The sequence below is a fragment of the Brevundimonas sp. Soil_N_31 genome, from assembly GCF_057655995.1.
In genome coordinates this window covers 120,481-139,761 of sequence record NZ_JBDGLE010000002.1, presented here as the reverse complement: position 1 = coordinate 139,761, position 19,281 = coordinate 120,481, and the positions used below count along the sequence as shown (strand labels likewise).

Here is a 19,281-nt window from a genome sequence, read left to right as displayed (position 1 = left end):
ACGAAAGCGGGATAGTCTGTCCCCATGACCCAGCGTCCCGCCGTCCTGATCATGCAGCGGCATCTGGCCCCGCTGAGCGCCTTTCTGGAAGGCGCCTACGATGTCTATCGCTTCTGGGAAGGCCCGCCGATCGAGGCCGCGCATGACATCCGCGTTCTGATCGTCGCGGGCGAGTTCGAGCTGGACAAGGCCCTGATCGAGCGCCTGCCCAATCTGTCGCTGATCGCCTGCTTCACCGCCGGATACGACGGCATCGACGTCGACTGGTGCCGCGCGCGCGGCCTGCCCGTCACCCATGCGCCCGGCGTGAACCACGAAGACGTGGCCGACCACGCCATCGGCCTGATCCTGGCCGCGCGGCGTCAGATCGCCGAGGGCGACCGCACGGTCCGGGCCGGCCAATGGAGCCTGTCCAGCCGCAGCATCACCACCTCCCTGAGCGGCCAGAGGCTGGGAATCGTCGGCCTGGGCCATATCGGCGAGGCCGTGGCGAGACGCGCCGAAGTCATGCGGATGGAGATCCGTTGGTGGGGCCCGCGCCAGAAAGAAGCCGCCTGGCCCCGTGCCGACAGTCTGATCGACCTTGCGCGCCGTTCCGACATTCTCGTCGTCGCCTGTCGGGCGGATGAGAACAATCGGGGTCTGATCTCGGCCGAGGTGATCGAGGCCCTGGGTCCAGCAGGCCTGCTGGTCAATGTCGCGCGCGGGCAACTGGTCGATGAGGACGCCGTCATCACCGCCCTGAAGGACGGCCGACTGGGCGGCGCCGCGCTAGACGTTTTCGCCCAGGAGCCGACCGAAGCGGCGCGCTGGGCGGGCGTGCCCAACACCGTCCTGACGCCCCATACCGGCGGCGCCACGACCGAAGCGGTGCAGGGGATGCTGATGCTGCTTCTGGAGAATCTCTCGGCCCACTTTGCCGATGAGCCGCTGAAGACGCCTGTCGCAGACTGAAACTCTGCTCCACCGGGCTGTCTCGCCCCCCATTCCAGACACGCAAAGAACGATCCGTGCCTGCATTACGCCCATAGAAGACCCGCGCGACCAGATTTCGCTTGCATAAACGTATAAGGATATCTTTATACGACCTATGACACTGACCGCTGACCAGACTGTAGAAGCCCTGCGCGCCGCCGGCGAACCGACACGCCTGCGCGTCCTGTCCCTGCTGGCTGCGGAAGAGCTGTCGGTGATGGAGCTGTCGCGGGTTCTGGACCAGAGCCAGCCGCGTGTCTCGCGCCATCTGAAGCTGATGGCCGACGCCGGTCTGATCGAGCGATTTCCCGACGGCGCGCGCGTCTTCTACCGCCTGTCGCACGACGCCCTGTCGCGGCGTCTGATCGACACTGTTCTGGACCTGCTGGACGACGGCGAGGGCGAGGCCGACCATCGCCGTCTGGACGAGGTGCGCAAGGAGCGCGCCATCGACGCCGCCCGCTATTTCGAGCAGATCGCGCCCCAGTGGGACCAGATGCGCAGCCTCTATGTCTGCGAAAGCGCGGTCGAGGCGGCGGTCGCGCGCGCGGCCGGGTCCGGCCCGTTCGAGCGCGTGGTCGATCTGGGCACCGGCTCTGGCCGGATGCTGACCCTGTTCGGCAGGAAGGCGAAGATGTCGGTCGGCCTCGACCTGTCGCAGAACATGCTGAACATCGCTCGCGCCAACGTCTCCAAGGCCGGGCTGGACAAGGTCGAGCTGCGCCACGGCGACATCTTCTCGACCCGCCTGCCGCACGAAAGCGCCGACCTGGTGATCGTCCATCAGGTGCTGCACTACCTCGCAGATCCCGCCGCCGCCGTGGCCGAGGCCGCGCGTCTGGTCATGCCGGGCGGCAAGCTGCTGATCGTCGACTTCGCCCCCCACAAGTTCGAACACCTGCGCGAGGCGCACCAGCACCGCCGTCTGGGCTTCGCCGACACCGAGATTCGCGAATGGCTGACCAAGGCGGGCCTGACCCCCTCGGCGCCCATCGCCCTGCCCCCCGACACCGAGGGCCTGACTGTTCACATCTGGACCGGCGAGCGCGCCGCGAGCCCTGCCCGAAAGAGCGCCTGATGGCCCCCTCCTCTCTCGCCGAAGCCCGCGCCCTGCTGTTGTCGCCGCTGGGCCCAGTCGCGCGCGCCGGTTCCAACCGCAGCAGCGTCAACGTCTCCTTCGAGTTCTTTCCGCCCAAGACGGACGCGGCCGAGGCCAATCTGTGGTCAGCGATCCGACGGCTGGAACCGCTGAATCCGGCCTTCGTCTCCGTCACCTATGGGGCGGGCGGCTCGACGCGCGAGCGGACCCACCGCACCGTCCAGCGCATCATCAGCGAGACCACCCTGCGCCCCGCCGCCCACCTGACCTGCGTCGAGGCCAGCCGCGCCGAGGTCGATGAAGTCATCGAAGGCTATAAGGCCATCGGCGTCGACCACATCGTCGCCCTGCGCGGCGACCCGCCCGGCGCGGCTGGCATCGGCGGCGCCTATACGCCCCGCGCCGACGGCTACGCCAACGCCACCGAACTGACCGCCGCCCTCAGCCGCATCGGCGGGTTCGAGGTCACGGTCGGCGCCTATCCGGAAAAGCACCCGGAAAGCCCGTCCATCGACCACGACATCGAGGTGCTAAAGGCCAAGGTAGACGCCGGCGCCACGCGCGCCGTGACGCAGTTCTTCTTCGACATCGAGGCCTTCCTGCGTTTCCGCGACCGGGTGCGGGCGGCGGGCGTGACCATTCCCCTGATCCCCGGCGTCATGCCGGTGTCCAACTTTGCGGGCCTGAAGCGGATGACGGCGGCGTGCGGCGCAGCCCTGCCCGACTGGCTGGCGGGCCATTTCGACGGCCTGGACGACGACCCGGAGACGCGCAAGCTGCTGGCCGCCTCCATCGCCGCCGAGACCTGCGCCCGCCTGCAGGAAGAGGGCTTCTCGGACTTCCACTTCTACACACTGAACCGGGCCGAGCTGGTCTATGCGATCTGCCGGGTGCTGGGCGTGCGCGAAACCAAGGCTGTTGCGTAGATGATTTCCCCCCTCACCCGCGCCGAACGGATCGCCGCCCTGCACGCGGCGGCGAAGGAACGCATCCTGGTGCTGGACGGCAGCTGGGGCGTGATGATCCAGCGCCGCGATCTGACGGAAGAGGACTTCCGCGGCGAGCGTTTCCGCGACCACAACCATCCGCAGAAGGGCAACAACGACCTGTTGATCCTGACGCGGCCGGACATCGTCGCCGATCTGCACGACGTCTATTACGCCGCCGGAGCAGACATATCGGAGACGAACACCTTCTCCTCGACCACCATCGCCCAGGCGGACTATGGGCTGGAGGACGCGGTCTATGACCTGAACTATGAAGGCGCCCGCATCGCGCGCGAGGTCGCCGACCGCTGGACCGCGAAGGAGCCGCACAAGCCCCGCTTCGTCGCCGGCGCCATCGGCCCGACCAACCGCACCCTATCGTTGAGCCCCGACGTCAACGACCCCGGCTATCGCGCCGTCACCTATGACGAGGTCTATGAGGCCTATAAGCAGCAGGCGCGCGCGCTGCACCACGGCGGCGTCGACATCTTCCTGATCGAGACGGTGTTCGACACCCTGAACTGCAAGGCCGCGATCAAGGCGATCAAGGATCTGGAGGACGAGGGGCTGGAACCCCTGCCCCTGTGGATCTCGGGGACCATCACCGACCGCTCGGGCCGCACCCTCAGCGGCCAGACGGCCGAGGCCTTCTGGAACTCGGTGCGCCACGCCAGACCGTTCGCCGTCGGTTTCAACTGCGCCCTAGGCGCCGAGCTGATGCGGCCGCACATCGCCGAACTGAGCCGCGTCGCCGACACCCTGGTCAGCGCCTATCCCAACGCGGGCCTGCCCAACGCCATGGGCCAGTATGACGAACAGCCGCACGACACGGCCCACTTCCTGGAGGAATGGGCGCAGTCGGGCCTCGTCAACATCGTCGGCGGCTGCTGCGGCACCACCCCCGACCACATCCGCCACGTTGCTGAGGAGGTCGCGGACGTGACCCCGCGCGCCGTGCCGGAGCGCCCCACAGCCCTGCGCCTATCGGGCTTGGAACCGTTCGAACTGGTGTCGTGATGCGTCCTGTCTTCATCAACGTCGGCGAGCGGACCAACGTCACGGGTTCGGCCAAATTCCGTAAGCTGATCGTCGACGGCGACTACACCGCCGCCCTTTCGGTCGCGCGCCAGCAAGTCGAGGCGGGCGCCCAGGTCATCGACGTCAACATGGACGAAGGCCTGCTGGACGGCCCCGTCGCCATGCGCACCTTCCTGAACCTGATCGCGGCCGAGCCTGACATCGCCCGCGTGCCGATCATGATCGACAGCTCCAAATGGGAGGTGATCGAGGCGGGCCTGAAGTGTGTTCAGGGCAAGCCGATCGTCAACTCGATCTCGATGAAGGAGGGCGAGGACGCCTTCCGCCACCACGCCGTCCAGTGTCTGCGCTACGGAGCCGCCGTCGTGGTCATGGCCTTTGACGAAGTGGGTCAGGCCGACACCGCCGCGCGCAAGATCGAAATCTGCACCCGCGCCTACGACATTCTGGTCAATGAGGTCGGCTTCCCGCCCGAGGACATCATCTTCGATCCCAACATCTTCGCCGTGGCGACGGGGATCGAGGAACACGACAACTACGCCGTCGACTTCATCGAGGCGGTCCGCGCGATCAAAAAGACCCTGCCCCACGCCCGCGTCTCGGGGGGGGTGTCGAACGTCTCATTCAGCTTCCGCGGCAATGAGCCGGTGCGCCGCGCGATCCACAGCGTCTTCCTGTACCACGCCATCAACGCCGGTCTGGACATGGGCATCGTCAACGCGGGCGACCTGCCCGTCTATGACGACATCGACGCCGAACTGCGCGAAGCGGTCGAGGACGTGATCCTGAACCGGCCGCAACGGACCAATGTGTCCAACACCGAGCGGCTAGTCGACATGGCGCCCCGCTACAAGGGCGAGAAGGGCGCGGCCAAGGTCGTGGACCTGAAATGGCGCGACGCCCCGGTCGCCAAGCGCATCGAACACGCCCTCGTCCACGGCATCACCGACTACATCGTCGAGGACACGGAGGAAGCCCGTCAGGCGTCCGAACGTCCGCTGCACGTCATCGAAGGTCCGCTGATGGACGGCATGAACGTGGTCGGCGACCTGTTCGGCTCGGGCCGGATGTTCCTGCCGCAGGTGGTGAAGTCGGCGCGGGTGATGAAGCAGGCCGTGGCCCACCTCGAACCCTTCATGGAGGCCGAAAAGGCCGGTCAGGAGCGTCAGGCCGCAGGCAAGATCCTGATGGCCACGGTCAAGGGCGACGTCCACGACATCGGCAAGAACATCGTCGGCGTCGTGCTTCAGTGCAACAACTACGAGGTCGTCGATCTGGGCGTCATGGTCCCGGCCGACCGCATCCTGGACGCCGCCATCGAGCACAAGGTCGACATCGTCGGCCTGTCGGGCCTGATCACGCCGTCGCTGGACGAAATGACCTTCGTCGCCGCCGAGATGGAGCGGCGCGGCTTCGACATTCCCCTGTTGATCGGGGGCGCCACGACCAGCCGCACCCATACGGCCGTGAAGATCGAGCCGAAGTATCACAAGGGCTCGACCACCTATGTCATCGACGCCAGCCGCGCCGTCGGCGTGGTGTCAGGCCTGCTGTCCCCGACCGACAAGGCCAAGAACGAGGCGGCCACCCGCGACGAATACATCCGCATCCGCGAGCAATACGCCCGCGGCCAGGAAGTGAAGGCCCGCGCCACGATCGGACAGGCGCGCGACAACCGCTGGCGGCCCGATGAGGCGCAACGCCCCGCCCCGGCGCCGTCCTTCCTCGGCGTGCGCGCCTATGAGGCCTGGGATCTTCAGGATCTGGCCGACCACATCGACTGGACGCCCTTCTTCGCCAGTTGGGAGTTGATCGGGCGCTATCCGCTGATCCTCGAAGACGAGATCGTCGGCGAGGCGGCGCAGGATCTGTTCCGCGACGCGCAGGCCATGCTGAAGCGCATCGTCGAAGAGAAATGGTTCACGGCCAAGGGCGTCGTCGGCTTCTGGCCCGCCAACGCTCGCGACGACGACGTGGTGGTCTGGACCGACGAAACCCACACGACGGAAGCCGCCCGCTTCCACGGCCTGCGGCAGCAGATCAAGAAGTCCAACGGCAAGCCGAACCTGTGCCTGTCCGACTTTGTGGCGGAAGACGGCGCCGATTATCTGGGCGCCTTCGCCGTCACCGCCGGTCATGGCGAGCTGGAAAAGGCGGCCGAGTTCAAGGCGGCTGGCGACGACTATTCCGCCATCATGGCCACGGCCCTGGCCGACCGTCTGGCCGAGGCCTTCGCCGAGCGGCTGCACAAGGAAGTGCGCACCCAGCTGTGGGGCTATGTTCCCGACGAACAGACCTCGGTGCAGGATCTCATCGAAGAGAAATATCAGGGCATCCGCCCCGCCCCCGGCTATCCGGCCCAGCCCGACCACACGGAGAAGGCCACGCTGTTCCGGCTGCTGGACGCAGGCTCCAACGCCGGGATGGAGTTGACGGAATCCTTCGCCATGACCCCGCCCGCCTCGGTCAGCGGCCTCTACTTCGGCCATCCGGGCAGCCACTACTTCGGCGTCGGCAAGATCGATCGCGACCAGGTCGAGGACTACGCCGCCCGCAAGGGCTGGGAGGTGGAGACGGCCGAGCGCTGGCTGGCGCCGATCCTGAACTATGATCCAGCCGCCATCGGACGAGACGACGCCGCCTGACCCGCGACCGGGGCCGCCATGTCCCCGACAGCGCGGGGGTGCTAAGGGTCAGGGCGTCGTCTTTTTCGCCGGATGCCTGAGACCTATGAAGCCCCTGCCCGCCCTCGCCGCCCTCGCCTCGGACATGACCGCCTGGCGCCGGGATTTCCACGCCCACCCCGAGCTCTCGGGCGAGGAAAGCCGCACGGCGAAGATCGTCTTCGACGCCCTCAAGGACATGGGTCTGTCGCCTGAAGGCGGCATCGGCGGCGCGGGTGTTGTGGCGGTGGTTCAGGGACGCGAGCCCGGCCCGTCCATCGGCCTGCGCGCCGACATGGACGCCCTGCCCATGAACGACGACAGCGGCGCCGAGCACGCCTCGACCAAACCCGGCGTCTCGCACGCCTGCGGCCACGACGGCCACACGGCGACCCTGCTGGGCGTCGCCCGCCACCTGGCGGCCAATCCGCCCTCGCGCGGGCGCGTCGTCCTGATCTTCCAGCCCGCCGAGGAGAACGGCCTGGGCGCCAAAGCCATGATCGACGACGGCCTGTTCGACCGCTATCCGTGCGACGAAATCTACGCCTATCACAACATGCCCCTGCTGCCGTTCGGAGAGGCGGCGGTGCGTCCAGGCGCGACCTTGAACGGCTACAAGATCTGGGACATCGACATTCAGGGCGTCGGCGGCCACGGCGCCGCCCCGCACAAGACCAAGGATCCCCTACAGGCCGCCGTCCGCGTCGCCTCGGAAATCTCGTCCATCATCGGCCGTCATGTCGATCCGATGGAACCGGCCCTGATCACAGTGACCAAGCTGCAGGCTGGCGCCTCGCACAACGTCGTGCCGCACGAGGCCAGCCTGGCGGGCACCCTGCGCGCCACCTCGCCCGAGGTGATCGAAACCATGTGGAACCAGCTTCAGGCCATCTGCGACGGCGTCAGCCGGATGACCGGCTGCACCATCACCATGACCGAAATCGCAGGCGTGCCGCCCTGCATCAACGCTCCGGACCAAGCCGCCCTCGCCGCCGACGCCTGCGCCTCCGTGTTGGGCGCGGACAAGGTGCTGCGCGACTTGAAACCCTACCCCTTCACCGACGACTTCGCCTACATGCTGCAGCACGCGCCCGGGGCTTACATGTTCTTTGGCCAGGGCGGACCAATGGTCCATCAAACCGTTTATGACTTCAACGACGCCGTCCTGCCGGTCGCGTCATCGATCTTCGCGCGGATCGTGGAAGATCGCCTGACCTGACGACGTCAGGCGGTCGGCGGCGAGACATAGGATCATGCCCCGTCGCCCCTGATCCTTAAAGCGTATTCTTGTGGACGCGTCCGGCCTTCATGATCAGCTTCATCGTGCGGTCGGGGTCCGCGATCACCGAGATGTCCGTCAACGGATCGCCCTCGACCACCAGAAGGTCGGCGTAGGCGCCTGCCTCGATACGCCCCAACTTCGCCGGATAGGGATTACGCGGCCCTGACAGGCTCAGAATCTCTGCGTTGCCGCCCGTCAGCATCCGCAGCACTTCCGCCGCGCCATACCAGCGCGCGAACTTGGCCAGTTGCTTGCCCTGCGTCGTCGTACCCTTGGGGCTGAACAGGATATCCGTGCCCAGGGCCATGTTGACCTTGTGCTTGCGACCCCATTCGACCGCGCGAGCCGTGCCCTCAGCGATGGTCTGCTGTTGGGCGCGCTGCTCAGGCGAGGGGTAAACATTAGCGTCCTCATCGGCCAGGAAGGGCTGGATGCTCCACCAGGCGCCGGCGTCCGCCATGCGTCGCACGGTCTCCTCGTCCGCCATCTGTCCATGCTCGATGGACTTCACGCCGCTGGCGACCGCCCGCTGGATGCCTGCCGGCGTATAGGTGTGGGCGCAGACATAGACGCCCCAGTCGGTGGCGGCCGCCACCGCCGCCTTCATCTCGGCCTCCGTATATTGCAGGGCGTCGACCGGATCGTAGGTCGAGGCGACGCCGCCGCCTGCGTGGATCTTGATCTGGCTGGCGCCGAGCATCAGTTGTTCGCGCACACGGCGCAGCACCTCGGCCTCGCCGTCGGCGATGGCGGCGATTCCAGCCTGTTCGGCGACGCTGAGCGTGCTTTGGGACGTCCGGGGCAGATCAGCCCGCATCCGGAAGTCGCCATGTCCCGAGGTCTGGGAGATCATCGAGCCCGACGGATAGATGCGCGGCCCGGCGAAACGACCTTCGTCAATCGCCCGCTTCAACGCAAAGCTGGGGCCGCCCATGTCGCGAACGGTCGTGAAACCCCGCATCACCGTGCGTTCGGCTTCCTGAGCCGCCACGAGGTGCAGATAGGGAATATCGGCGGTCATCGCCGCCATCTGGGAAATGCCCGCCAGCATGGCGTGCCAGTGGGCGTCGATCATGCCCGGCATCAGAATACGTCCGCCGCAATCCACGACATCGGCGTCCGCGACAATCTCGCCCGCCGGAACCAGCGCCTGGATCATGTCGCCGACGATGAGGACGTTGCGGCCTTCGATCAGGCGGGCGCTCGCTCCGTCGAAGATCCTCACATTGGCGAGCAGGCGCGGCTTGGCCGACGCCTGGGCGAACGCCGGCGAAGCGACGCCAAGCCCGGCCGCAGCGAAGCCCGCCGCCGCACCAGCCAGAATGGAGCGCCGCGACATGCTGGCTTCCATGCGGGCCAGCAGTTTTTGCGCCTGGGGAGAATGACAGGCGCAGGTCACGCCATGTTGCAGAGGCCGCTGCTGCGCGATTCCGCCGAACCAGCTCTTCAAGAGCACATCCTCACCAATCGAGCGGCCATGGCCGCGTGCCAACGCGATAAGAACGGCTACGCTATTTCGATTCCGCAAACGATCGGGGGGATTTCACAGGCCGCGACCATCCGTCGGCGACGACGGTTGTTCTTCGCCACGAAGCTTGAGGTCATGATGTTCGGAGGGACGCCCCGAAGGGCGATTTCTTCAGCGAAAACCGATGGCTGGGGAACTAGGACTCGAACCTAGAATGACGGTACCAAAAACCGTAGTGTTACCATTACACCATTCCCCAGCGGTCCGGTGTTCCCGCCGCCGCAGTGCGTCGCGGCGAGGAGCGGTCATCTACGCCAAGGCTCCGGGGGATGCAACACCTGAAAACGAAAGAAATTTCATCGACCCGAGACTTTTTTCCGGAGCCTCATTTACCCGCTTGCGAGGGCCGGTCGGCATGGCTATAAGCCCCCTCCTCGACGCAAGCGGCGGCCCACGGCACGTGTGATTGCGAAAGTCGGAGTGTGGCTCAGTCTGGTAGAGCACCGCGTTCGGGACGCGGGGGTCGTAGGTTCGAATCCTATCACTCCGACCATCTTTCCTTAAAATGTGAATGTAGGCGACACCGCTCAACTCGTGCCTTTTCACGCCCTGCTGCTAGGCTTGCAGCATGACGCGACTCCTTTCCTCGACTGAAGTGCTGGATTTCTGGTCCGACGCTGGACCGGATAAATGGTTCGCCAAGGACGCCGCTTTCGACCGCGCCTTCACTGATCGCTGTTGCGACACCCACTACGCCGCCGCGCGACGCGAACTGGATCACTGGATCGAGGCGCCCGCGTCGGCGCTCGCTCTGATCATTCTATTGGATCAACTGCCTCGAAACGCCTTTCGCGGCACGGCCCATATGTTCGCAACCGATCCATTGGCCCTCGGATTCGCCAAGGAGGCGATCCGACGAGGCCATGACAGCAAGCTCCCCTCGGAACTACGCGCCTTCATGCTGATGCCCATGATGCACGCTGAATCCTTGGAGGATCAGGAACGATTGCTGACCCTCCTAGACGAAGAACGTGAACCGGAAACCTACAAGTTCGCCGTCATCCACCGCGACATCATCGCCCGTTTCGGGCGCTTTCCCCACAGAAACGCCTGCCTATATCGCAGCACCACGCCTCAGGAGGCCAAGTTTTTGACTTCAGGCGGTTTTTCCGGATGATATCTAGGTGCGTTTGGTTGTCCTAATTTCTGGACGGCGACGACAACATCGGCTGGGTGCAGAACGAACGCCTAGCGCCCGCACACTAAGCGTATCGCTGCCGCTCATAGGGAGGCGCCCGCTGGTTCGATCAGCGGGCGCTTTCTCTTTTCTGTGAGCAAGCGAATCAGGCGCCTGCCCTCGAGCACGAATCAGCGTCATCCTTGTAGCCATGAACGCCGCCGTCGCCCTCGCCGATCTCGAAGCCCGCACGGCGGCCGCGCCCGCCGACCACCCCGAGTGGCAGTATCTGAACCTGCTGCGGGATATCCTCGACAACGGCGTACGGCGCGACGACCGCACCGGCACGGGAACGCTGGGCGTCTTCGGGCGCCAGATGCGCTTCGATCTGTCCAAGGGCTTCCCCCTGCTGACGACGAAGAAGCTGCATACGCGGTCGATCTTCATCGAACTGCTGTGGTTCCTGCGCGGTGAAACCAACATCGCCTGGCTGAAGGACAACGGCGTCAGCATCTGGGACGAATGGGCCGACGCGAACGGCGACCTTGGCCCCGTCTATGGCAAGCAGTGGCGCTCCTGGGCAGCCCCGAACGGCGCGAGCATCGACCAGATCCAGAAGCTGGTGCACGGCCTGAAGACCAATCCCAACAGCCGCCGCCACATCGTCAGCGCCTGGAACCCGGCCGATGTGGACGACATGGCGCTGCCGCCCTGCCACTGCCTGTTCCAGTTCTTCGTCGCTGACGGAAAGCTAAGCTGCCAGCTGTATCAACGGTCGGCCGACGTTTTCCTGGGCGTGCCGTTCAATATCGCCTCCTACGCCCTGCTGACACACATGCTGGCCAAGGTCGTGGGGCTGGAGCCGGGCGATTTCGTCCACACTTTCGGCGACGCCCACCTGTATTTGAACCATATTGAACAGGCTCGCCTTCAACTGACTCGCCAGCCCTTGGATTTCCCGAAGCTCAACCTCAAGCGACAGCTGCGAGATATTTTTGAATACGCCTATGAGGACATTGAACTCGTCGGCTATGCGGCCCATCCGCATATCCCGGCCAAAGTGTCCAAATAAAACATGGACAGACCCGCGCTGTTCATCGGCTCCTCGCGCGAGGCGATGGATGTCGCCTATGCCTTGCAACGCAATCTTGAGTACGAATCTGACCCAACAGTCTGGGATCAGGGCGTGTTTCGCCCGATGCGTCAGACGCTGGTCGATCTTGTTGCCGAAGCCGCTCGAACCGATTTCGCAGTCTTCGTCTTCGCCCCGGACGACGTGGCGGATATTCGTGGCGAAACGAAAGCTATTGTTCGCGACAATGTCCTGTTTGAGCTGGGAATATTTATCGGTGCACTCGGACTTGAACGCTGCTTCATCGTAGCGCCGCGCGATGCGCCCAATCTCCACCTGCCCAGCGATCTTCTGGGGCTGGAGCCATTACGCTATGCGGCGGATCGCAGAGACGGAAGGCTGCTCGCCGCCCTCGGGCCCGCCAGTCATGAAATCCTTGGCGTCATTCGTCGCTCCGACGCACACTGGCGCGGTGTCGATTCCGCGCCGAAGCCTTCGGCTCCCGCCGACATCACGCTCGACATCCAGCGATTGACCAACCGCTTTCTCGCCGACTGGGCTGGCGAAAATCTTGCCCCCTTCCGCGAGCGGCTCAGAAGCCCAATTCCCATGCACATGGTGGAAGATGAGGATGGATCGGCGACGGCGGCGATCAAAGCTGTCTTCGGTTTCCTCAACACCATGGCCGAAGCGTTGCTTTCGGGCAGGGTCGATGAAGCCAGGCTTCGCCCCGTATTCGAGCAACCCGTCCGGCATGTCTGGGGCCGAGCTTTCACCTACCTCGCGCCTCCCAATCATGCCGACGACGCTTGGGATCCATCTCCATACATCGCCTTGCTGGATCGTCGCTGGCGACGAGATACGCTTTGAAACTCACCGATCTTCAAGCGGATGTCCTGCGCATCTCCGACATCTATGCGCGCGAGCATTCCATCGACCGCGATCGCGATTGGGCCCTGCTGAAGCTGCAGGAAGAGCTGGGCGAGCTGACTGCCGAGCATCTGCGCCTCACCAGCCGCGCGCGCGGCGCCGCCGACCCGCAAGCCCTGGCCGATGAGGCGGCGGATGTTCTGGGCATGCTGCTGATCTATTGCGACCGCGCCGGCGTCGACCTGAACGCCGCAATGCAGCGCAAATGGTTGAGTTGGTTGAGGGCTGACACGTAAACTCACGTAACGACGACTGGCGAATTGGGCCGTTTGAGCGCACCCTCCCCGCGATCCGCCATCAGGCGGTGTCTGGAAACGGGAGGGTTCCATGGTCAAGAAGTTCGCCGCCGAACTGGTAGGCACGCTGGTTCTGGTGCTTTTCGGGTGTGGGGCCGTCGTGCTGGGCGGGTTCGATCACGTCGGACAGCTGGGCATCGCCCTGGCCTTCGGGTTCGCCATCGTGGCCATGGCCTATGGCATCGGGCCGATCTCGGGCTGCCACGTCAATCCGGCCGTCAGCCTGGGCGCCTTCGTCGCCGGACGGATGAGCGCCAAGGACATGATCGTCTATTGGATCGCCCAGTTCATCGGCGCGATCATCGGCGCGGCCATCCTGGGCATGATCGCCAAGACGGGCTTCGCCAGCCTGGGCCAGAACGGCTTCGACGCCGGATCGCCCGGCGGGTACGGCCTGCACGCAGCCCTGGTTTTCGAGGTCGTGGCGACCGCCATCTTCCTGATCGCCATCCTGGGCGTAACGGGGGCCAAGGGACACGGGGCCTTCGCCGGGGTCGCCATCGGCATCACCCTGGCCGTCATCCACATCGTCGGCATCCAGGTGACGGGCGTGTCGGTCAACCCGGCTCGCAGCTTCGGCCCCGCCCTGCTGGTCGGAGGCCAGGCGCTGAGCCAGGTCTGGGTCTTCTTCGTCGCCCCGGCGATCGGCGCGGTGATCGGCGGTCTTCTGTTCCGCTCGAAACTGCTCGAGCCGGACGCCTGATCAGGTCGAGGCGGCGCGGTCCGGCGCCGTCATCGGCATGCGCGCCAGCCTAGCGCTGAGTGCGTCCCTGTCTTCGGGCGCGGGCACGAGCACGACGCTGTTCTTGACCGCGCCCATCGACACCGTGGCCCGATAGGCGAAGAACATGCCTTCACGCGCGACAAAGCTGACAACCGCGGCGTTGTTCTGAGGACCGGCCAACCCGCCAAAGCCGGCGGCCAGTTCGTGTTCGCCCGGATCCACTGCGACGGCGGTGAACTTGCCGCCCTTGATCTGGGCGAACTCCCGGCCGTCCAGCGCCAGGTTCATGCCCGCGGCCATGGCCACGAATCCCTCGCGATAGACGATAACCAGGGCCTTGCCGGGCGGCGGCGTCAGGCTGGCGACGTTAGCGCGCTCGGCCTCGGACGCGGCGACGCCGGTCCGGTTGCCCGCCAGATTGGCCATGATGTAGGCCGTGAAGGCGCCGGCGAAGAGGCCCGCCATCATCGGCAACACGCCCAGGTCCGCACCAACCGCTCCGCCCAGGAAGCCGAGAACGAAGGAAACGACCAGCAGGACGATGAATCCGACGATCAGCGGCTTGGCGTACTTGTTCACACGGGGCTCCGAGGGCATTTGACGATGAAGTTCCAGCAAACAACGGACAATCAGCTTGGCTGTTCCCTCCATCGCCCTCGTCGTCGCCCGCGCCCGCAACGGCGTCATCGGTCGGGACGGCGACCTGCCTTGGCGACTGCGCTCGGACCTACAGCGCTTCAAGGCCGTGACCGTGGGAAAGCCCTGCATCATGGGCCGCAAGACCTGGGAGAGCCTGCCGTTGAAGCCCCTGCCCGGCCGCCTGAACATCGTGCTGACCAAGGATGAATCCTACGCCGAGGCGGGCCTGGCCAAGGGCGCCGTGGTCTGCGCCACCCTGGACGAAGCCCTGTCCATCGCACGTGAACAGGCGGCGGAGGACGGCGTGGACGAAGTCTGCGTCATCGGCGGCACGGCGGTGTTCGCCGCCGCCCTGCCCCGCGCCAAGCGTCTTTACATCACCGAGGTCGAGGCCGACCCTGAAGGCGACGCCGTCTTCCCGCCCTTCGACGAAACCGCCTTCGTTCGCACCGCGTTCGAACCGCACGAAGCGGGCGAGAAGGACGACCACGCCTTCGCCTTCACCGTTCTGGACCGTCGCTGAATCAAGGAGAGCCGTATGATCGTCGCCACCACCAATGACCTGGCCGGTCATCGCGTCGTGCGCCAACTGGGCGTAGTGCGCGGCATCACCGTGCGCTCGCGCAACGTCATCTCCGACGCCATCGGCGGGGTGCAGTCGATGATCGGCGGCAAGGTCGGCGCCTATGTCAAACTGGCCGAGGCGGCGCGGCAGGAAGCCTATGACGACCTGATCGCCCATGCGCAGGAGATCGGCGCCAACGCCATCCTGGCCATGCGCTACGACGCCAATGAGATCATGCCCGGCGTGACTGAGGTTCTGGCCTATGGCACCGCCGTGGTGGTCGAACCCGTCTGAGAACTCGACAGGCGCGACCTGTCTCCAACTACGCGCGCGCCTTTTCCCCTTCCGGGCCCAGTCCCAGGGCCCCGGCGACCTGGCGCGCCACGACGTCAAACCGGCGCGCGATGTCGCCATCAGGCTCAGCCACGATCAGGGGCCGTCCTGCGTCGCCCGCACGGCGCAGCGCCCCGTCCAGCGGCAGATCGCCCAGATAGGGCGCGCCCAGACGCGCGGCCTCGGCCTCGGCGCCGCCGGTCCCGAACACTTCGCCGCTCATGTTCTCGATCAGACCCAGGGTCGGCACGCCGACCTTTGCGAACAGGACGTGCGCCCGGCGCGCATCGGCCAGGGCCACTTCCTGAGGCGTCGAGACGATCACGGCTCCATCCAGCGGCGTCTTCTGGATCAGGGTCAGTTGCACGTCGCCGGTGCCCGGCGGCAGGTCGATGACCAGGACGTCCAGCGGCTGCTCTTGCGTCCCCCAGCGCGTCTGGGTCAGCATTTGGGTAATGGCCTGCGACGCCATCGGCCCGCGCCAGATCATCGCGTCCTCGGCCTTGGTCAGCAGGCCGACCGACATGGCTTTCAGGCCGTGGGCCGTATGCGGGACCATGGCCCCGTCCTCATAGGCGGGCTGGCCCGACAGGCCCAGCATGGTCGGCAAGGACGGGCCATAGACATCGGCGTCCAACACCCCGACCGACAGGCCGCGCGCCGCCAGCGCCGCCACCAGGTTGACCGCAACCGTCGACTTGCCGACGCCGCCCTTGCCGCTGGCCACGGCCAGGACGCGCTTCACATGGGCGGGGCGATCCGTCGGGACCGGCGCCTTGGGCCGTCCCTGATCGGTCGCGGCTTTCGACAGACCTGCCGTGCGGCGCGGCGGCACGGCGACGGCTTCAGCGGTCAGGACGACCGACACCCGCTCCATGCCCGGCATCGCCTTCAACGTCGCCTCGGCCGCGTCGCGAACGGGAGCGTACAGCGCCGTTTCCTTGGCCGGAACCTCCATGACGAAGCCCGCACGGCCATCGGCCACGACCAGCCCCTGCACCAGCCCCGCCGTCGCCAGCCCCTGGCCCGACTTCGGATCGATCACGGCGTCAAGGGCGGCGAGAACGGCGGCGCGGTCGGTCACGATAGAAGCTCCTTGTGGCCCGACGGACTTGCCGGGCCGGTGACGGGCGTTCTATCGCCCTAAGCGTCCGTTCGCGAGTTGATCCTTTGTCCCAGCCTCACATCACCCTGATCGCCGGGCCCACCGCCTCAGGCAAGTCGCGCCTGGCGATGGAACGCGCGCGCGAGACGGGGGCCGTCATCATCAACGCCGACAGCCAGCAATTGTACGCCGACCTGCGGGTGCTGAGCGCCCGCCCCTCGGTCGAGGACGAGGCCGAAATCCCGCACCGTCTGTATGGCGTCGCTGACGCCGCCGACGCCTGGTCGGTCGGTCGCTGGAGTCGGGCGGTCATGAACCTGCTGGCCGAACTGGCGGCTGAGGGGCGCCCCGCCCTGCTGGTCGGCGGCACCGGCCTCTATTTCAACGCCCTGACCAAGGGGCTGGCCGATATTCCGCCGGTGCCGGTCGAAACCCGCGACGCCGTTCAGGCCGAGTTCGACGCGGAAGGCGAAACCGCCTTCCGCCGTCGCCTGAGCGAAATCGACCCCGCCGCCGAAGCCGCCGTCTTTCCCGGCGATCGGCAGCGTCTGGTCCGCGCCCTCAGCGTGCATCGCGCCAGCGGCCGCGCGCTCAGCGCCTGGAAGGCCGACACGCAACCGCTGCTGCCCCCCGACGGCTATGACGCCCTCGTCGTTGAGCCGTCGCGCGAGCGCCTCTACGCCTCATGCGACGCGCGCGTGGACTTGATGATGGCGCACGGCGCGCTGAACGAGGTGCGCGCCCTCGTCGCCCGCGATCTCGACCCGGACTTGCCCGCGATGAAGGCGGTCGGCGTGCGCGAACTGGCGGCGTATCTGTCGGGCGAACTGTCGCTGGACGGCGCCGTCGCGGCGGTGAAGCAGTCCACCCGCAACTACGCCAAGCGCCAGCTGACCTGGTTCCGCAACCAGCAGCGAGACTGGCCCCGCCATCCCGGTTTCGCCTGAACTTCTTCGCCAGCCTCTTGGAAGGCCGCGTCGCCCATACTATATTGATCCTGCTCGGGTTCGCCCGAGCTATGGCGATAAACGCGCCTGTAATAAGCGGACCGGACCCGGGTGCGATTCCCGGCGGCTCCACCAACTTCTTCCCCGCGTTATCGGCGGAGGCAGCATGGGGCCGACTAGCATCGACGGACGTGTAAAGAGGATTGCTTTCGCTCGTCCTGGCCCACCGTATCGGGCCTTTATCTAACTGCGAACGATAACTTCGCTGGAGAAGTCCGCCTCGCCGCGTAATGCGGTTCGGTTGATTTCGAACACTTAAGTCCTAGGGGTTCAGATCCTTAGGCGGGGCCTGTCGGGAGCCTGGCAACAGAATCCCGGCGCTTCTCTCGACATTGAAATTCCTTTGCCGCAGGCGACTCTGCGTCTTCCGTCGCTCGCCTTGGGCGGGTAACAGTCGCGCGTTCCCCTTTCTTGAGGCGCCGATGACGGATCAAACTCCCCCTGTCGACGAGATGCACTATGAGCAACTCGCCCAGGACGCCCTGCGCGGCGTGATCCGCCTGGCGCTTGAGCGCGCGGCCGAGCCCGAGGGCATTCCCGGCGCCCACCACTTCTACATCACCTTCAAGACCCGCGGCGCGGGCGTCAGCGTCCCGCCGGACGTCCTGGCCAAATACCCGGATGAGATGACGGTCGTGCTGCAGCACCAGTATTGGGATCTGGCGGTCGAACCGGACCTCTTCTCGGTCATGCTGAAGTTCGGCGGCGCGCCCAAGGTGCTAACCGTGCCCTACAGCGCCGTGGTCCGCTTCTACGACCCCAGCGTGCAGTTCCTGCTGCAATTCGACGAGCCGGAAATCGTCGAGGCCGAGGTCGCGCCCCTGTCGCCGCCTGCGCGCGACCCGGACGCCGCCCCGCCTCCGCCCTCGGACGACGACGGCCCGAAGGTCGTTTCGCTGGACCAGTTCCGCAAGAAATAACGCCTTCGCGCCAAGGGCGCGCAACCTTTGGCTGCAGACAAGCGTTGCCGTAACCTCCCCTTCCTTACCTAAGCGAGGTCGCTTCCATGCGTCTGTCCCTCATGTCCGCCGCCGCCGTTTCCCTGACGCTGGCCGCCTGCAGCCAGCCTGAAGCGACCCCGCCGGCGGAAACCCCGACCGCCTCGACCGAAGCCGCGCCCGCAACCGCTGAAATCGCCGCCGCTGACTGGAATGCCCTGAACACCCAGATCGGCAAATATCCCAACGAGACCAAGCTTCTGGAAGACAGCGCGATCACGGCTGATCTGAAGGCGCTGCTGGGCGACAAGTTCGACGTCCTGACGACCAATATGCAGACCCAAGCGCCGCTGCAGAAAGACGGCGCCGTCCTGTTCACTTCGGGCAACAAGCAGCATGAGGGCGGCGTCAACGCGGCCTATCTGCTGATCGACCCGGCGACCAAGGCGCTGGAAGTCGGCCTGTGGGAAGGCGGCAAGCTGACCTCCTACAAGACCGCCGGCTCGAACATCGCCAAACCGAAAGACGTACAGACGCTGATCTCCAACGCAGCAGGCTGATCCGCCTTCAAGACTGACCTTAAAGATAGGGGTCGCGTCCAGCGCGGCCCCTATTTTCGTGGCTCTATTTGCGGGGAAAGACTCGAATGGTGATGCGCTCGCGCTCGCCTTCGCGGCGCTCAACCAGCAGGCGGGCGACCTGGCTGTCGTCGTGGAACAGATAGCCCTTGATCGCGTCCAGCAGGGCCTTGGCGAGGTTGTCCAGGTCCATCCACGGCGGATCCCCGACGTGCTCCATCACGATCTCGACGACGTAATCGCCCCACGATGGTCGCGACGTCCATTCCTTGCGCATGAACTCATAAACCAGCGGCTTGTAGTATTTGGCCTGGGTGGTCAGGCCGTCGATGGCGATCTCGACCGCCTCGCCCTGCTCGCGCGCCCTGACCTTTCCGGTTCCGATCCAGCCGTCCACGCGCCGTCC

General features: G+C 65.9%; 20 protein-coding genes, 2 tRNA genes and 1 other RNA gene. 18 read left to right on the top strand and 5 right to left on the bottom strand.

Annotated features, from left to right (window positions below):
• The first annotated feature begins 24 nt into the window (after positions 1 to 24).
• The 6 genes from AC3A3G_RS03600 (at position 25) to AC3A3G_RS03575 (ending at position 7,980) form a co-directional block, all read left to right on the top strand.
• On the top strand, positions 25 to 954 hold the full coding sequence (locus AC3A3G_RS03600) for a 2-hydroxyacid dehydrogenase (protein WP_200167419.1): 930 nt from the start codon (positions 25 to 27) through the stop codon (positions 952 to 954).
• A gap of 136 nt (positions 955 to 1,090) precedes the next feature.
• Positions 1,091 to 2,053 (top strand): ArsR/SmtB family transcription factor, encoded by a 963-nt coding sequence (locus tag AC3A3G_RS03595; RefSeq protein WP_412877321.1) that lies wholly within the window; start codon positions 1,091 to 1,093, stop codon positions 2,051 to 2,053.
• The gene (gene metF, locus AC3A3G_RS03590) at positions 2,053 to 3,000 is read left to right on the top strand and encodes a methylenetetrahydrofolate reductase [NAD(P)H] (RefSeq protein WP_487487556.1); all 948 of its coding nucleotides are present in this window, start codon (positions 2,053 to 2,055) and stop codon (positions 2,998 to 3,000) included. Before AC3A3G_RS03595 ends, metF begins: the two co-directional genes overlap by 1 nt.
• Positions 3,001 to 4,077, top strand: a complete 1,077-nt coding sequence (locus AC3A3G_RS03585; protein WP_487487555.1) for a homocysteine S-methyltransferase family protein — start codon at positions 3,001 to 3,003, stop codon at positions 4,075 to 4,077.
• Positions 4,077 to 6,743, top strand: a complete 2,667-nt coding sequence (metH, locus tag AC3A3G_RS03580; RefSeq protein WP_200216012.1) for a methionine synthase — start codon at positions 4,077 to 4,079, stop codon at positions 6,741 to 6,743. The genes AC3A3G_RS03585 and metH overlap by 1 nt, the downstream gene beginning before the upstream one ends.
• Positions 6,744 to 6,828: 85 nt before the next feature.
• The gene (locus AC3A3G_RS03575) at positions 6,829 to 7,980 is read left to right on the top strand and encodes an amidohydrolase (protein ID WP_412877318.1); all 1,152 of its coding nucleotides are present in this window, start codon (positions 6,829 to 6,831) and stop codon (positions 7,978 to 7,980) included.
• Positions 7,981 to 8,035: 55 nt separating this feature from the next.
• On the opposite strand, the gene AC3A3G_RS03570 is transcribed toward AC3A3G_RS03575, so the two are convergent.
• On the bottom strand, positions 8,036 to 9,499 hold the full coding sequence (locus AC3A3G_RS03570) for a metal-dependent hydrolase family protein (RefSeq protein ID WP_487487554.1): 1,464 nt from the start codon (positions 9,497 to 9,499) through the stop codon (positions 8,036 to 8,038).
• A gap of 197 nt (positions 9,500 to 9,696) precedes the next feature.
• Positions 9,697 to 9,770: transfer RNA gene (locus AC3A3G_RS03565), tRNA-Gln, on the bottom strand.
• A 217-nt stretch (positions 9,771 to 9,987) separates the two neighbouring features.
• Between AC3A3G_RS03565 and AC3A3G_RS03560 the strand changes: the two genes are divergently transcribed.
• The 6 genes from AC3A3G_RS03560 to AC3A3G_RS03535 all read left to right on the top strand — a co-directional run bounded on the left by AC3A3G_RS03560 (position 9,988) and on the right by AC3A3G_RS03535 (position 13,689).
• Positions 9,988 to 10,064: transfer RNA gene (locus AC3A3G_RS03560), tRNA-Pro, on the top strand.
• Positions 10,065 to 10,139: 75 nt separating this feature from the next.
• Positions 10,140 to 10,688 carry a DUF924 family protein gene (locus tag AC3A3G_RS03555; RefSeq protein ID WP_200216018.1) on the top strand — a complete coding sequence of 183 codons (549 nt, stop codon included), beginning with the start codon at positions 10,140 to 10,142 and terminating at the stop codon, positions 10,686 to 10,688.
• A gap of 211 nt (positions 10,689 to 10,899) precedes the next feature.
• Complete coding sequence (locus AC3A3G_RS03550) at positions 10,900 to 11,760, top strand: thymidylate synthase (protein ID WP_412877315.1); 861 nt, start codon at positions 10,900 to 10,902, stop codon at positions 11,758 to 11,760.
• A 3-nt stretch (positions 11,761 to 11,763) separates the two neighbouring features.
• The gene (locus AC3A3G_RS03545; RefSeq protein WP_412877314.1) at positions 11,764 to 12,630 is read left to right on the top strand and encodes a TIR domain-containing protein; all 867 of its coding nucleotides are present in this window, start codon (positions 11,764 to 11,766) and stop codon (positions 12,628 to 12,630) included.
• Positions 12,627 to 12,926: a nucleoside triphosphate pyrophosphohydrolase family protein gene (locus AC3A3G_RS03540; protein ID WP_125900904.1), complete on the top strand. Its 300-nt coding sequence runs from the start codon at positions 12,627 to 12,629 to the stop codon at positions 12,924 to 12,926. The genes AC3A3G_RS03545 and AC3A3G_RS03540 overlap by 4 nt, the downstream gene beginning before the upstream one ends.
• A gap of 91 nt (positions 12,927 to 13,017) precedes the next feature.
• Entirely contained in the window at positions 13,018 to 13,689 is a 672-nt protein-coding gene (locus AC3A3G_RS03535; protein WP_487487553.1) for an aquaporin, read from the top strand.
• Here the strand turns inward: AC3A3G_RS03535 and AC3A3G_RS03530 are convergent, their stop codons facing one another.
• A complete protein-coding gene (locus tag AC3A3G_RS03530) occupies positions 13,690 to 14,289 on the bottom strand; it encodes a hypothetical protein (protein WP_200167401.1) in 600 nt (199 codons plus the stop codon).
• A gap of 55 nt (positions 14,290 to 14,344) precedes the next feature.
• On the opposite strand from AC3A3G_RS03530, the gene AC3A3G_RS03525 reads away from it, so the two are divergent.
• On the top strand, positions 14,345 to 14,872 hold the full coding sequence (locus AC3A3G_RS03525) for a dihydrofolate reductase (protein ID WP_200167399.1): 528 nt from the start codon (positions 14,345 to 14,347) through the stop codon (positions 14,870 to 14,872).
• Positions 14,873 to 14,887: 15 nt separating this feature from the next.
• Positions 14,888 to 15,208: a YbjQ family protein gene (locus AC3A3G_RS03520; RefSeq protein WP_003165113.1), complete on the top strand. Its 321-nt coding sequence runs from the start codon at positions 14,888 to 14,890 to the stop codon at positions 15,206 to 15,208.
• Between the two features lie 28 nt (positions 15,209 to 15,236).
• On the opposite strand, the gene AC3A3G_RS03515 is transcribed toward AC3A3G_RS03520, so the two are convergent.
• Positions 15,237 to 16,331: an Mrp/NBP35 family ATP-binding protein gene (locus AC3A3G_RS03515; RefSeq protein ID WP_487487552.1), complete on the bottom strand. Its 1,095-nt coding sequence runs from the start codon at positions 16,329 to 16,331 to the stop codon at positions 15,237 to 15,239.
• Positions 16,332 to 16,417: 86 nt separating this feature from the next.
• Between AC3A3G_RS03515 and miaA the strand changes: the two genes are divergently transcribed.
• From miaA to AC3A3G_RS03495, 4 genes are all read left to right on the top strand, one after another.
• Positions 16,418 to 17,299 carry a tRNA (adenosine(37)-N6)-dimethylallyltransferase MiaA gene (gene miaA, locus AC3A3G_RS03510; protein ID WP_487487551.1) on the top strand — a complete coding sequence of 294 codons (882 nt, stop codon included), beginning with the start codon at positions 16,418 to 16,420 and terminating at the stop codon, positions 17,297 to 17,299.
• Between the two features lie 13 nt (positions 17,300 to 17,312).
• Positions 17,313 to 17,681, top strand: a transfer-messenger RNA (tmRNA) gene (gene ssrA, locus AC3A3G_RS03505).
• 100 nt (positions 17,682 to 17,781) lie between these two features.
• Positions 17,782 to 18,279, top strand: a complete 498-nt coding sequence (locus tag AC3A3G_RS03500; protein WP_125900893.1) for an SspB family protein — start codon at positions 17,782 to 17,784, stop codon at positions 18,277 to 18,279.
• 86 nt (positions 18,280 to 18,365) lie between these two features.
• Positions 18,366 to 18,857: an Ivy family c-type lysozyme inhibitor gene (locus AC3A3G_RS03495; RefSeq protein ID WP_487487550.1), complete on the top strand. Its 492-nt coding sequence runs from the start codon at positions 18,366 to 18,368 to the stop codon at positions 18,855 to 18,857.
• Between the two features lie 64 nt (positions 18,858 to 18,921).
• On the opposite strand, the gene AC3A3G_RS03490 is transcribed toward AC3A3G_RS03495, so the two are convergent.
• Positions 18,922 to 19,272 (bottom strand): RusA family crossover junction endodeoxyribonuclease, encoded by a 351-nt coding sequence (locus tag AC3A3G_RS03490; protein ID WP_125900891.1) that lies wholly within the window; start codon positions 19,270 to 19,272, stop codon positions 18,922 to 18,924.
• Positions 19,273 to 19,281 lie beyond the last annotated feature (9 nt).

Excerpts from the sequence above, each read along its gene's own strand:
- AC3A3G_RS03600 (WP_200167419.1), top strand. The coding sequence starts at position 25 with ATGACCCAGCGTCCCGCCGTCCTGATCATGCAGCGGCATCTGGCCCCG.
- AC3A3G_RS03595 (WP_412877321.1), top strand. The coding sequence starts at position 1,091 with ATGACACTGACCGCTGACCAGACTGTAGAAGCCCTGCGCGCCGCCGGC.
- metF (WP_487487556.1), top strand. The coding sequence starts at position 2,053 with ATGGCCCCCTCCTCTCTCGCCGAAGCCCGCGCCCTGCTGTTGTCGCCG.
- AC3A3G_RS03585 (WP_487487555.1), top strand. The coding sequence starts at position 3,001 with ATGATTTCCCCCCTCACCCGCGCCGAACGGATCGCCGCCCTGCACGCG.
- metH (WP_200216012.1), top strand. The coding sequence starts at position 4,077 with ATGCGTCCTGTCTTCATCAACGTCGGCGAGCGGACCAACGTCACGGGT.
- AC3A3G_RS03575 (WP_412877318.1), top strand. The coding sequence starts at position 6,829 with ATGAAGCCCCTGCCCGCCCTCGCCGCCCTCGCCTCGGACATGACCGCC.
- AC3A3G_RS03555 (WP_200216018.1), top strand. The coding sequence starts at position 10,140 with ATGACGCGACTCCTTTCCTCGACTGAAGTGCTGGATTTCTGGTCCGAC.
- AC3A3G_RS03550 (WP_412877315.1), top strand. The coding sequence starts at position 10,900 with ATGAACGCCGCCGTCGCCCTCGCCGATCTCGAAGCCCGCACGGCGGCC.
- AC3A3G_RS03545 (WP_412877314.1), top strand. The coding sequence starts at position 11,764 with ATGGACAGACCCGCGCTGTTCATCGGCTCCTCGCGCGAGGCGATGGAT.
- AC3A3G_RS03535 (WP_487487553.1), top strand. The coding sequence starts at position 13,018 with ATGGTCAAGAAGTTCGCCGCCGAACTGGTAGGCACGCTGGTTCTGGTG.
- AC3A3G_RS03520 (WP_003165113.1), top strand. The coding sequence starts at position 14,888 with ATGATCGTCGCCACCACCAATGACCTGGCCGGTCATCGCGTCGTGCGC.
- AC3A3G_RS03500 (WP_125900893.1), top strand. The coding sequence starts at position 17,782 with ATGACGGATCAAACTCCCCCTGTCGACGAGATGCACTATGAGCAACTC.
- AC3A3G_RS03495 (WP_487487550.1), top strand. The coding sequence starts at position 18,366 with ATGCGTCTGTCCCTCATGTCCGCCGCCGCCGTTTCCCTGACGCTGGCC.